Here is a 14,186-nt window from a genome sequence, read left to right as displayed (position 1 = left end):
TTGTCGCTGTAAGAGCCTGGCGATGACCTACTTTCACACGGGAATCCGCACTATCATCGGCGCAAAGTCGTTTCACTGTCCTGTTCGGGATGGGAAGGAGTGGGGCCAACTTGCTATGGTCACCAGGCATAACTTGTCGCAAAGCAGCTCATCGCTACCCTCGCAAATTCATAGAGCCTAATCAGCTTTATTGATTGCGCACATGGGCATAAAGTCTTTTGAACACTGCACAGCAGTATCAAAGTTATAGGGTCAAGCCTCACGGGCAATTAGTACTGGTTAGCTTAACGCATTACTGCGCTTCCACACCCAGCCTATCAACGTCGTGGTCTACAACGACCCTTCAGGGGGCTCAAGGCCCCGGCAGATCTTATCTTGAAACGAGTTTCCCGCTTAGATGCTTTCAGCGGGTTATCTCTTCCCACACGTTAGCTACCCTGCGATGCCACTGGCGTGACAACAGGTACACCAGAGGTGTGTCCACTCCGGTCCTCTCGTACTAGGAGCAGGCTTCCTCAAATCTGCAGCGCCCACGGAAGATAGGGACAAAACTGTCTCACGACGTTTTAAACCCAGCTCACGTACCTCTTTAAATGGCGAACAGCCATACCTTGGGACCGACTACAGCCCCAGGATGAGATGAGCCGACATCGAGGTGCCAAACACCGCCGTCGATATGAACTCTTGGGCGGTATCAGCCTGTTATCCCCAGAGTACCTTTTATCCGTTGAGCGATGGCCCTTCCATACAGAACCACCGGATCACTATGTCCTGCTTTCGCATCTGCTCGACTTGTCAGTCTCGCAGTTAAGCACGCTATGCCATTGCACTATTAGCACGATGTCCGACCGTACCTAGCGTACCTTCGAACTCCCCGTACGCTTGGGAGGAGACCGCCCCAGTCAAACTGCCTACCATGCACTGTCCCCGATCCCAGATAATGGACCTAGGTTAGAACCTCAAACGCACCAGGGGGTATTTCAACGTCGCTCCACCAGAACTAGCGTCCTGGCTTCAAAGCCTCCCACCTATCCTACACAGATCCGTTCAAAGTCCAATACAAAGCTACAGTAAAGGTTCATGGGGTCTTTCCGTCTTTCCGCGGGAGATTGCATCATCACAAACATTCAACTTCGCTGAGTCTCAGGAGGAGACAGTGTGGCCATCGTTACGCCATTCGTGCAGGTCGGAACTACCCGACAAGGAATTTCGCTACCTTAGGACCGTTATAGTACGGCCGCCGTTACTGGGACTTCAATCAAGAGCTTGCACCCCATCATTTAATCTTCCAGCACCGGGCAGCGTCACACCCTATACGTCCACTTTCGGTTTGCAGAGTGCTGTGTTTTATTAAACAGTCGCAGCCACCGATTTTTTGCAACCCCGTGAGCTCCGTTGTTCAACTTCACTTACTAGGGCATACCTTCTCCCGAAGTTACGGTATCAATTTGCCGAGTTCCTTCTCCTGATTCTCTCAAGCGCCTTAGAAATACTCATCTCGCGCAACCAGTGTCGGTTTGCGGTACGGTCGTCAATAGCTGAAGCTTAGTGGCTTTTCCTGGAAGCAGGGTATCACTCACTTCGGTGCAAGCACACTCGTTATCACCCCTCATCTCAGCCCGGCGGATTTGCCTACCGGCACGACTACAGCTTGAACCAACTTCCAACAGTTGGCTGAGCTAACTTCTCCGTCCCCACATCGCACTATTGATCGTACAGGAATATTGACTGTTTCCCATCAGCTACGCATCTCTGCCTCGCCTTAGGGCCGACTCACCCTACGCCGATGAAACGTGCGTAGGAAACCTTGCGCTTACGGCGAGGGGGCTTTTCACCCCCTTTAACGCTACTCATGTCAGCATTCGCACTTCTGATACCTCCAGCATCCGTTACCAGACACCTTCACAGGCTTACAGAACGCTCTCCTACCACGTGCAATAAATTGCACATCCGCAGCTTCGGTAACTGGCTTAGCCCGTTACATCTTCCGCGCAGGACGACTCGATCAGTGAGCTATTACGCTTTCTTTAAATGATGGCTGCTTCTAAGCCAACATCCTGACTGTTTTAGCCTTCCCACTTCGTTTCCCACTTAGCCAATTTTAGGGACCTTAGCTGGCGTCTGGGTTGTTTCCCTCTTGAGTCCGGACGTTAGCACCGGTGCTCTGTCTCCCAAGCTGTACTCTGCGGTATTCGGAGTTGCCTTGGTTTGGTAAGTCGCCATGACCCCCTAGCCAAAACAGTGCTCTACCCCGCAGGTAATACTTGAGGCACTACCTAATAGTTTCGGAGAGAACCAGCTATTCCAAGTTTGTTTAGCCTTTCACCCCCTAACCACAGCTCATCCGCTGATTTTGCAACATCAGTCGGTTCGGACCTCCAGTACCTGTTACGGCACCTTCATCCTGGCCATGGTTAGATCACTTGGTTCGGGTCTACCCCCAGCGACTGAACGCCCTATCGGACTCGATTTCTCTACGCCTTCCTATTCGGTTAAGCTTGCCACTGAATGTAAGTCGCTGACCCATTATACAAAGGACGCCGTCACCCCTTTCGAGGCTCCGACTTTTGTAAGCATAACGGTTCAGGATCTATTTCACTCCCCTCCGGGGTTCTTTTCGCCTTTCCCTCACGGTACTGGTTCACTATCGTCGATTACGAGTATTTAGCCTTGGAGGATGGTCCCCCCATATTCAGACAGGATTACACGTGTCCCGCCCTACTTTTCTCTAGCTCAGTACCACACGTCAGTTTTCACATACAGGGCTATCACCTACTATGGCCGGACTTTCCCATTCCGTTTTGTTAACCGTCGTGCTATCACTAGAAGGCTCCTCCGAATTCGCTCGCCACTACATCGGAATCTCGGTTGATGTCTTTTCCTCTGGGTACTTAGATGTTTCAGTTCTCCAGGTTCGCCTCGTTAGCCTATGTTTCAGCTAACGATACCCTTGCGGGTGGGTTTCCCCATTCAGAAATCTCCGGATCAAAGCTTATTTGCCAGCTCCCCGAAGCTTATCGCAGGCTATCACGTCTTTCTTCGCCTGTATCGCCAAGGCATCCACCATATGCTCCTTAGTCCACTTGACCCTATAACTTTGATCTCTGTTTGCCAGAGCTCGCCATTTCGAGTTCAAAGACTGGTGAGGTCTTGCACCTCACGCGTTATGCCGTAATGTGAATGATTCTTCGGTTGCATCCTTTCGGACCAGCCTAGAGATGATTCGTCATTACATCGAATTCATTAGTTGAATTCGTGTGACGCCAATCAAATAGTTGCTGGCGGCACGGTGCAATGTTTCCATGCTTTCCGCCCAGCAACGCTGATTTCGACTCTATGAATTTTTAAAGAACAGCCTATTGATCGGATCGATCAATACAAAAGCAGTCTTTGCAAGACTGCTTTTGTATTGAGGTGAGCCAACGATTATAGCACCACTTCGGCGCTATCATTTCTAACCAATCCTTGGGTGGAGGATGACGGGATCGAACCGACGACCCCCTGCTTGCAAAGCAGGTGCTCTCCCAGCTGAGCTAATCCCCCATCGGTTTTTCGCATTGGAAGTTTGGTGGGTCTAGTTGGGCTCGAACCAACGACCCCTGCGTTATCAACACAGTGCTCTAACCAGCTGAGCTACAGACCCAATCCATCAGAACTTGCGCTCCAACAGTTGCCATCCCAACAACCGATAAGTGTGGGCGTTCAAACTTGAACTGCTTCATTTTCCAGAAAGGAGGTGATCCAGCCGCACCTTCCGATACGGCTACCTTGTTACGACTTCACCCCAGTCACGAACCCCGCCGTGGTAAGCGCCCTCCTTGCGGTTAGGCTACCTACTTCTGGCGAGACCCCTCCCATGGTGTGACGGGCGGTGTGTACAAGACCCCGGGAACGTATTCACCGTGACATTCTGATCCACGATTACTAGCGATTCCGACTTCACGCAGTCGAGTTGCAGACTGCGATCCGGACTACGACTGGCTTTATGGGATTAGCTCCCCCTCGCGGGTTGGCAACCCTTTGTACCAGCCATTGTATGACGTGTGTAGCCCCACCTATAAGGGCCATGAGGACTTGACGTCATCCCCCACCTTCCTCCGGTTTGTCACCGGCAGTCCCATTAGAGTGCCCTTTCGTAGCAACTAATGGCAAGGGTTGCGCTCGTTGCGGGACTTAACCCCAACATCTCACGACACGAGCTGACGACAGCCATGCAGCACCTGTGTTACGGCTCTCTTTCGAGCACTCCTCTATCTCTAAAGGATTCCGTACATGTCAAAGGTGGGTAAGGTTTTTCGCGTTGCATCGAATTAAACCACATCATCCACCGCTTGTGCGGGTCCCCGTCAATTCCTTTGAGTTTCAACCTTGCGGCCGTACTCCCCAGGCGGTCAACTTCACGCGTTAGCTTCGTTACTGAGTCAGTTAAGACCCAACAACCAGTTGACATCGTTTAGGGCGTGGACTACCAGGGTATCTAATCCTGTTTGCTCCCCACGCTTTCGTGCATGAGCGTCAGTACAGGCCCAGGGGATTGCCTTCGCCATCGGTGTTCCTCCGCATATCTACGCATTTCACTGCTACACGCGGAATTCCATCCCCCTCTGCCGTACTCTAGCCTTGCAGTCACAAAGGCAGTTCCCAGGTTGAGCCGGATTTCACCTCTGTCTTACAAAACCGCCTGCGCACGCTTTACGCCCAGTAATTCCGATTAACGCTTGCACCCTACGTATTACCGCGGCTGCTGGCACGTAGTTAGCCGGTGCTTATTCTTACGGTACCGTCATGACCCCAGGGTATTAACCCAGGGCTTTTCGTTCCGTACAAAAGCAGTTTACAACCCGAAGGCCTTCATCCTGCACGCGGCATTGCTGGATCAGGCTTGCGCCCATTGTCCAAAATTCCCCACTGCTGCCTCCCGTAGGAGTCTGGGCCGTGTCTCAGTCCCAGTGTGGCTGATCGTCCTCTCAGACCAGCTACAGATCGTCGGCTTGGTAAGCTTTTATCCCACCAACTACCTAATCTGCCATCGGCCGCTCTAGTAGCACAAGGTCTTGCGATCCCCTGCTTTCATCCGTAGATCTCATGCGGTATTAGCCACTCTTTCGAGTAGTTATCCCCACTACTAGGCACGTTCCGATGTATTACTCACCCGTTCGCCACTCGTCAGCATCCGAAGACCTGTTACCGTTCGACTTGCATGTGTAAGGCATGCCGCCAGCGTTCAATCTGAGCCAGGATCAAACTCTACAGTTCGATCTTGAATTTAAAGTCTTGCGACTCACTCATAAAAAACGGAATTGAAGTGAACTTCACTTCTCTATTTCCATGAGCGTTTGTTTTTAGTTCCAAAGAACTTGGCAATTCGCCTTCAAACGCCCACGCTTATCGGCTGTATCTTTTTAAAGATGCAAACCTGAATTACTTCAAGATTTCTTGCTTCGCCGTGATCAGCGAAGCCTTGTATTGTAGCACCACTTTCGCAGTGCAAAAACGCTTTTAACGTTTTCTTTTCACCTCAACAGCGCTTTACAAGCACCTGAAGGGAAGAGAAAACGCCCAGTCGCTCGACTGGGCGTTTCTTGCTGTAAGAGCCTGGCGATGACCTACTTTCACACGGGAATCCGCACTATCATCGGCGCAAAGTCGTTTCACTGTCCTGTTCGGGATGGGAAGGAGTGGGGCCAACTTGCTATGGTCACCAGGCATAACTTGTCGCAAAGCAGCTCATCGCTACCTCGCAAATTCATAGAGCCTAATCAGCTTTTATTTGATTGCGCACATGGGCATAAAGTCTTTTGAACACTGCACAGCAGTATCAAAGTTATAGGGTCAAGCCTCACGGGCAATTAGTACTGGTTAGCTTAACGCATTACTGCGCTTCCACACCCAGCCTATCAACGTCGTGGTCTACAACGACCCTTCAGGGGGCTCAAGGCCCCGGCAGATCTTATCTTGAAACGAGTTTCCCGCTTAGATGCTTTCAGCGGTTATCTCTTCCACACGTAGCTACCCTGCGATGCCACTGGCGTGACAACAGGTACACCAGAGGTGTGTCCACTCCGGTCCTCTCGTACTAGGAGCAGGCTTCCTCAAATCTGCAGCGCCCACGGAAGATAGGGACAAAACTGTCTCACGACGTTTTAAACCCAGCTCACGTACCTCTTTAAATGGCGAACAGCCATACCCTTGGGACCGACTACAGCCCCAGGATGAGATGAGCCGACATCGAGGTGCCAAACACCGCCGTCGATATGAACTCTTGGGCGGTATCAGCCTGTTATCCCCAGAGTACCTTTTATCCGTTGAGCGATGGCCCTTCCATACAGAACCACCGGATCACTATGTCCTGCTTTCGCATCTGCTCGACTTGTCAGTCTCGCAGTTAAGCACGCTTATGCCATTGCACTATTAGCACGATGTCCGACCGTACCTAGCGTACCTTCGAACTCCTCCGTTACGCTTTGGGAGGAGACCGCCCCAGTCAAACTGCCTACCATGCACTGTCCCCGATCCAGATAATGGACCTAGGTTAGAACCTCAAACGCACCAGGGTGGTATTTCAACGTCGGCTCCACCAGAACTAGCGTCCTGGCTTCAAAGCCTCCCACCTATCCTACACAGATCCGTTCAAAGTCCAATACAAAGCTACAGTAAAGGTTCATGGGGTCTTTCCGTCTTTCCGCGGGGAGATTGCATCATCACAAACATTTCAACTTCGCTGAGTCTCAGGAGGAGACAGTGTGGCCATCGTTACGCCATTCGTGCAGGTCGGAACTTACCCGACAAGGAATTTCGCTACCTTAGGACCGTTATAGTTACGGCCGCCGTTTACTGGGACTTCAATCAAGAGCTTGCACCCCATCATTTAATCTTCCAGCACCGGGCAGGCGTCACACCCTATACGTCCACTTTCGTGTTTGCAGAGTGCTGTGTTTTTATTAAACAGTCGCAGCCACCGATTTTTTGCAACCCCGTTGAGCTCCGTTTGTTCAACTTCACTTACTAGGGGCATACCTTCTCCCGAAGTTACGGTATCAATTTGCCGAGTTCCTTCTCCTGAGTTCTCTCAAGCGCCTTAGAATACTCATCTCGCGCACCAGTGTCGGTTTGCGGTACGGTCGTCAATAGCTGAAGCTTAGTGGCTTTTCCTGGAAGCAGGGTATCACTCACTTCGTGTGCAAGCACACTCGTTATCACCCCTCATCTCAGCCCGGCGGATTTGCCTACCGGGCACGACTACAGGCTTGAACCAACTATTCCAACAGTTGGCTGAGCTAACCTTCTCCGTCCCCACATCGCACTATTGATCGGTACAGGAATATTGACCTGTTTCCCATCAGCTACGCATCTCTGCCTCGCCTTAGGGGCCGACTCACCCTACGCCGATGAACGTTGCGTAGGAAACCTTGCGCTTACGGCGAGGGGGCTTTTCACCCCCTTTAACGCTACTCATGTCAGCATTCGCACTTCTGATACCTCCAGCATCCGTTACCAGACACCTTCACAGGCTTACAGAACGCTCTCCTACCACGTGCAATAAATTGCACATCCGCAGCTTCGGTAACTGGCTTAGCCCCGTTACATCTTCCGCGCAGGACGACTCGATCAGTGAGCTATTACGCTTTCTTTAAATGATGGCTGCTTCTAAGCCAACATCCTGACTGTTTTAGCCTTCCCACTTCGTTTCCCACTTAGCCAATTTTAGGGACCTTAGCTGGCGGTCTGGGTTGTTTCCCTCTTGAGTCCGGACGTTAGCACCCGGTGCTCTGTCTCCCAAGCTGTACTCTGCGGTATTCGGAGTTTGCCTTGGTTTGGTAAGTCGCCATGACCCCCTAGCCAAAACAGTGCTCTACCCCCGCAGGTAATACTTGAGGCACTACCTAAATAGTTTTCGGAGAGAACCAGCTATTTCCAAGTTTGTTTAGCCTTTCACCCCTAACCACAGCTCATCCGCTGATTTTGCAACATCAGTCGGTTCGGACCTCCAGTACCTGTTACGGCACCTTCATCCTGGCCATGGTTAGATCACTTGGTTTCGGGTCTACACCCAGCGACTGAACGCCCTATTCGGACTCGATTTCTCTACGCCTTCCCTATTCGGTTAAGCTTGCCACTGAATGTAAGTCGCTGACCCATTATACAAAAGGTACGCCGTCACCCCTTTCGAGGCTCCGACTTTTTGTAAGCATACGGTTTCAGGATCTATTTCACTCCCCTCCCGGGGTTCTTTTCGCCTTTCCCTCACGGTACTGGTTCACTATCGGTCGATTACGAGTATTTAGCCTTGGAGGATGGTCCCCCCATATTCAGACAGGATTACACGTGTCCCGCCCTACTTTTCTCTAGCTCAGTACCACACGTCAGTTTTCACATACAGGGCTATCACCTACTATGGCCGGACTTTCCATTCCGTTTTGTTAACCGTCGTGCTATCACTAGAAGGCTCCTCCGAATTCGCTCGCCACTACTATCGGAATCTCGGTTGATGTCTTTTCCTCTGGGTACTTAGATGTTTCAGTTCTCCAGGTTCGCCTCGTTAGCCTATGTATTCAGCTAACGATACCCTTGCGGGTGGGTTTCCCCATTCAGAAATCTCCGGATCAAAGCTTATTTGCCAGCTCCCCGAAGCTTATCGCAGGCTATCACGTCTTTCTTCGCCTGTAATCGCCAAGGCATCCACCATATGCTCTTAGTCACTTGACCCTATAACTTTGATCTCTGTTGCCAGAGCTCGCCATTTCGAGTTCAAAGACTGGTGAGGTCTTGCACCTCACGCGTTATGCCGTAATGTGAATGATTCTTCGGTTGCATCCTTTCGGACACAGCCTAGAGAATGATTCGTCATTACATCGAATTCATTAGTTGAATTCGTGTGACGCAATCAAATAGTTGCTGGCGGCACGGTGCAATGTTTCATGCTTTCCGCCAGCAACGCTGATTTCGACTCTATGAATTTTTAAAGAACAGCCTATTGATCGGATCGATCAATACAAAAGCAGTCTTTGCAAGACTGCTTTTGTATTGAGGTGAGCCAACGATTATAGCACCATTCGGCGCTATCATTTTCTAACCAATCCTTGGTGGAGGATGACGGGATCGAACCGACGACCCCCTGCTTGCAAAGCAGGTGCTCTCCCAGCTGAGCTAATCCCCCATCGGGTTTTTCGCATTGGAAGTTTGGTGGGTCTAGTTGGGCTCGAACCAACGACCCCTGCGTTATCAACACAGTGCTCTAACCAGCTGAGCTACAGACCCAATCCATCAGAACTTGCGCTCCAACAGTTGCCATCCAACAACCGATAAGTGTGGGCGTTCAAACTTGAACTGCTTCATTTTCCAGAAAGGAGGTGATCCAGCCGCACCTTCCGATACGGCTACCTTGTTACGACTTCACCCCAGTCACGAACCCCGCCGTGGTAAGCGCCCTCCTTGCGGTTAGGCTACCTACTTCTGGCGAGACCCGCTCCCATGGTGTGACGGGCGGTGTGTACAAGACCCGGGAACGTATTCACCGTGACATTCTGATCCACGATTACTAGCGATTCCGACTTCACGCAGTCGAGTTGCAGACTGCGATCCGGACTACGACTGGCTTTATGGGATTAGCTCCCCCTCGCGGGTTGGCAACCCTTTGTACCAGCCATTGTATGACGTGTGTAGCCCCACCTATAAGGGCCATGAGGACTTGACGTCATCCCCACCTTCCTCCGGTTTGTCACCGGCAGTCCCATTAGAGTGCCCTTTCGTAGCAACTAATGGCAAGGGTTGCGCTCGTTGCGGGACTTAACCCAACATCTCACGACACGAGCTGACGACAGCCATGCAGCACCTGTGTTACGGCTCTCTTTCGAGCACTCCTCTATCTCTAAAGGATTCCGTACATGTCAAAGGTGGGTAAGGTTTTTCGCGTTGCATCGAATTAAACCACATCATCCACCGCTTGTGCGGGTCCCCGTCAATTCCTTTGAGTTTCAACCTTGCGGCCGTACTCCCCAGGCGGTCAACTTCACGCGTTAGCTTCGTTACTGAGTCAGTTAAGACCCAACAACCAGTTGACATCGTTTAGGGCGTGGACTACCAGGGTATCTAATCCTGTTTGCTCCCCACGCTTTCGTGCATGAGCGTCAGTACAGGCCCAGGGGATTGCCTTCGCCATCGGTGTTCCTCCGCATATCTACGCATTTCACTGCTACACGCGGAATTCCATCCCCCTCTGCCGTACTCTAGCCTTGCAGTCACAAAGGCAGTTCCCAGGTTGAGCCCGGGGATTTCACCTCTGTCTTACAAAACCGCCTGCGCACGCTTTACGCCCAGTAATTCCGATTAACGCTTGCACCCTACGTATTACCGCGGCTGCTGGCACGTAGTTAGCCGGTGCTTATTCTTACGGTACCGTCATGACCCCAGGGTATTAACCCAGGGCTTTTCGTTCCGTACAAAAGCAGTTTACAACCCGAAGGCCTTCATCCTGCACGCGGCATTGCTGGATCAGGCTTGCGCCCATTGTCCAAAATTCCCCACTGCTGCCTCCCGTAGGAGTCTGGGCCGTGTCTCAGTCCCAGTGTGGCTGATCGTCCTCTCAGACCAGCTACAGATCGTCGGCTTGGTAAGCTTTTATCCCACCAACTACCTAATCTGCCATCGGCCGCTCTAGTAGCACAAGGTCTTGCGATCCCCTGCTTTCATCCGTAGATCTCATGCGGTATTAGCCACTCTTTCGAGTAGTTATCCCCCACTACTAGGCACGTTCCGATGTATTACTCACCCGTTCGCCACTCGTCAGCATCCGAAGACCTGTTACCGTTCGACTTGCATGTGTAAGGCATGCCGCCAGCGTTCAATCTGAGCCAGGATCAAACTCTACAGTTCGATCTTGAATTTAAAGTCTTGCGACTCACTCATAAAAACGGAATTGAAGTGAACTTCACTTCTCTATTTCCATGAGCGTTTGTTTTTAGTTCCAAAGAACTTGGCAATTCGCCTTCAAACGCCCACGCTTATCGGCTGTATCTTTTTAAAGATGCAAACCTGAATTACTTCAGATTTCTTGCTTCGCCGTGATCAGCGAAGCCTTGTATTGTAGCACCACTTTCGCAGTGCAAAAACGCTTTTAACGTTTTCTTTTCACCTCAACAGCGCTTTACAAGCACCTGAAGGGAAGAGAAAACGCCCAGTCGCTCGACTGGGCGTTTCTTGCTGTAAGAGCCTGGCGATGACCTACTTTCACACGGGAATCCGCACTATCATCGGCGCAAAGTCGTTTCACTGTCCTGTTCGGGATGGGAAGGAGTGGGGCCAACTTGCTATGGTCACCAGGCATAACTTGTCGCAAAGCAGCTCATCGCTACCTTGCAAATTCATAGAGCCTAATCAGCTTTTATTCGATTGCGCACATGGGCATAAAGTCTTTTGAACACTGCACAGCAGTATCAAAGTTATAGGGTCAAGCCTCACGGGCAATTAGTACTGGTTAGCTTAACGCATTACTGCGCTTCCACACCCAGCCTATCAACGTCGTGGTCTACAACGACCCTTCAGGGGGCTCAAGGCCCCGGCAGATCTTATCTTGAAACGAGTTTCCCGCTTAGATGCTTTCAGCGGTTATCTCTTCCACACGTAGCTACCCTGCGATGCCACTGGCGTGACAACAGGTACACCAGAGGTGTGTCCACTCCGGTCCTCTCGTACTAGGAGCAGGCTTCCTCAAATCTGCAGCGCCCACGGAAGATAGGGACAAAACTGTCTCACGACGTTTTAAACCCAGCTCACGTACCTCTTTAAATGGCGAACAGCCATACCCTTGGGACCGACTACAGCCCCAGGATGAGATGAGCCGACATCGAGGTGCCAAACACCGCCGTCGATATGAACTCTTGGGCGGTATCAGCCTGTTATCCCCAGAGTACCTTTTATCCGTTGAGCGATGGCCCTTCCATACAGAACCACCGGATCACTATGTCCTGCTTTCGCATCTGCTCGACTTGTCAGTCTCGCAGTTAAGCACGCTTATGCCATTGCACTATTAGCACGATGTCCGACCGTACCTAGCGTACCTTCGAACTCCTCCGTTACGCTTTGGGAGGAGACCGCCCCAGTCAAACTGCCTACCATGCACTGTCCCCGATCCAGATAATGGACCTAGGTTAGAACCTCAAACGCACCAGGGTGGTATTTCAACGTCGGCTCCACCAGAACTAGCGTCCTGGCTTCAAAGCCTCCCACCTATCCTACACAGATCCGTTCAAAGTCCAATACAAAGCTACAGTAAAGGTTCATGGGGTCTTTCCGTCTTTCCGCGGGGAGATTGCATCATCACAAACATTTCAACTTCGCTGAGTCTCAGGAGGAGACAGTGTGGCCATCGTTACGCCATTCGTGCAGGTCGGAACTTACCCGACAAGGAATTTCGCTACCTTAGGACCGTTATAGTTACGGCCGCCGTTTACTGGGACTTCAATCAAGAGCTTGCACCCCATCATTTAATCTTCCAGCACCGGGCAGGCGTCACACCCTATACGTCCACTTTCGTGTTTGCAGAGTGCTGTGTTTTTATTAAACAGTCGCAGCCACCGATTTTTTGCAACCCCGTTGAGCTCCGTTTGTTCAACTTCACTTACTAGGGGCATACCTTCTCCCGAAGTTACGGTATCAATTTGCCGAGTTCCTTCTCCTGAGTTCTCTCAAGCGCCTTAGAATACTCATCTCGCGCACCAGTGTCGGTTTGCGGTACGGTCGTCAATAGCTGAAGCTTAGTGGCTTTTCCTGGAAGCAGGGTATCACTCACTTCGTGTGCAAGCACACTCGTTATCACCCCTCATCTCAGCCCGGCGGATTTGCCTACCGGGCACGACTACAGGCTTGAACCAACTATTCCAACAGTTGGCTGAGCTAACCTTCTCCGTCCCCACATCGCACTATTGATCGGTACAGGAATATTGACCTGTTTCCCATCAGCTACGCATCTCTGCCTCGCCTTAGGGGCCGACTCACCCTACGCCGATGAACGTTGCGTAGGAAACCTTGCGCTTACGGCGAGGGGGCTTTTCACCCCCTTTAACGCTACTCATGTCAGCATTCGCACTTCTGATACCTCCAGCATCCGTTACCAGACACCTTCACAGGCTTACAGAACGCTCTCCTACCACGTGCAATAAATTGCACATCCGCAGCTTCGGTAACTGGCTTAGCCCCGTTACATCTTCCGCGCAGGACGACTCGATCAGTGAGCTATTACGCTTTCTTTAAATGATGGCTGCTTCTAAGCCAACATCCTGACTGTTTTAGCCTTCCCACTTCGTTTCCCACTTAGCCAATTTTAGGGACCTTAGCTGGCGGTCTGGGTTGTTTCCCTCTTGAGTCCGGACGTTAGCACCCGGTGCTCTGTCTCCCAAGCTGTACTCTGCGGTATTCGGAGTTTGCCTTGGTTTGGTAAGTCGCCATGACCCCCTAGCCAAAACAGTGCTCTACCCCCGCAGGTAATACTTGAGGCACTACCTAAATAGTTTTCGGAGAGAACCAGCTATTTCCAAGTTTGTTTAGCCTTTCACCCCTAACCACAGCTCATCCGCTGATTTTGCAACATCAGTCGGTTCGGACCTCCAGTACCTGTTACGGCACCTTCATCCTGGCCATGGTTAGATCACTTGGTTTCGGGTCTACACCCAGCGACTGAACGCCCTATTCGGACTCGATTTCTCTACGCCTTCCCTATTCGGTTAAGCTTGCCACTGAATGTAAGTCGCTGACCCATTATACAAAAGGTACGCCGTCACCCCTTTCGAGGCTCCGACTTTTTGTAAGCATACGGTTTCAGGATCTATTTCACTCCCCTCCCGGGGTTCTTTTCGCCTTTCCCTCACGGTACTGGTTCACTATCGGTCGATTACGAGTATTTAGCCTTGGAGGATGGTCCCCCCATATTCAGACAGGATTACACGTGTCCCGCCCTACTTTTCTCTAGCTCAGTACCACACGTCAGTTTTCACATACAGGGCTATCACCTACTATGGCCGGACTTTCCATTCCGTTTTGTTAACCGTCGTGCTATCACTAGAAGGCTCCTCCGAATTCGCTCGCCACTACTATCGGAATCTCGGTTGATGTCTTTTCCTCTGGGTACTTAGATGTTTCAGTTCTCCAGGTTCGCCTCGTTAGCCTATGTATTCAGCTAACGATACCCTTGC

At 51.2% G+C, this 14,186-nt stretch carries 4 tRNA genes and 8 rRNA genes (1 of these 12 cut by a window edge); all 12 read right to left on the bottom strand.

The features are described 5' to 3' along the window. Nucleotides 1-14: 14 nt before the first annotated feature. Nucleotides 15-127, bottom strand: a 5S ribosomal RNA gene (rrf, locus tag KAQ61_RS18605). A 121-nt stretch (nt 128-248) separates the two neighbouring features. After that, nucleotides 249-3,089 (bottom strand): 23S ribosomal RNA (locus KAQ61_RS18600). A 381-nt stretch (nt 3,090-3,470) separates the two neighbouring features. Then, nucleotides 3,471-3,543, bottom strand: a tRNA-Ala gene (locus KAQ61_RS18595). Between the two features lie 23 nt (nt 3,544-3,566). Beyond that, nucleotides 3,567-3,643, bottom strand: a tRNA-Ile gene (locus KAQ61_RS18590). A gap of 86 nt (nt 3,644-3,729) precedes the next feature. Then, nucleotides 3,730-5,256 (bottom strand): 16S ribosomal RNA (locus KAQ61_RS18585). Between the two features lie 337 nt (nt 5,257-5,593). Then, nucleotides 5,594-5,706, bottom strand: a 5S ribosomal RNA gene (rrf, locus tag KAQ61_RS18580). A gap of 122 nt (nt 5,707-5,828) precedes the next feature. Beyond that, nucleotides 5,829-8,706 (bottom strand): 23S ribosomal RNA (locus tag KAQ61_RS18575). A gap of 375 nt (nt 8,707-9,081) precedes the next feature. After that, nucleotides 9,082-9,157: transfer RNA gene (locus KAQ61_RS18570), tRNA-Ala, on the bottom strand. Nucleotides 9,158-9,181: 24 nt separating this feature from the next. Then, nucleotides 9,182-9,258, bottom strand: a tRNA-Ile gene (locus KAQ61_RS18565). 85 nt (nt 9,259-9,343) lie between these two features. Continuing rightward, nucleotides 9,344-10,872 (bottom strand): 16S ribosomal RNA (locus KAQ61_RS18560). 335 nt (nt 10,873-11,207) lie between these two features. After that, nucleotides 11,208-11,320, bottom strand: a 5S ribosomal RNA gene (gene rrf / locus KAQ61_RS18555). A 122-nt stretch (nt 11,321-11,442) separates the two neighbouring features. Beyond that, nucleotides 11,443-14,186, bottom strand: a 23S ribosomal RNA gene (locus tag KAQ61_RS18550); it runs 134 nt beyond the window's last position. The 16S, 23S and 5S rRNA genes sit together here with 4 tRNA genes alongside, the layout of an rRNA operon.

It is taken from the genome of Comamonas aquatica, assembly GCF_018064205.1.
GTDB lineage: Bacteria > Pseudomonadota > Gammaproteobacteria > Burkholderiales > Burkholderiaceae_C > Comamonas > Comamonas aquatica.
This window is presented reverse-complemented; position numbering and strand designations above follow the sequence as displayed.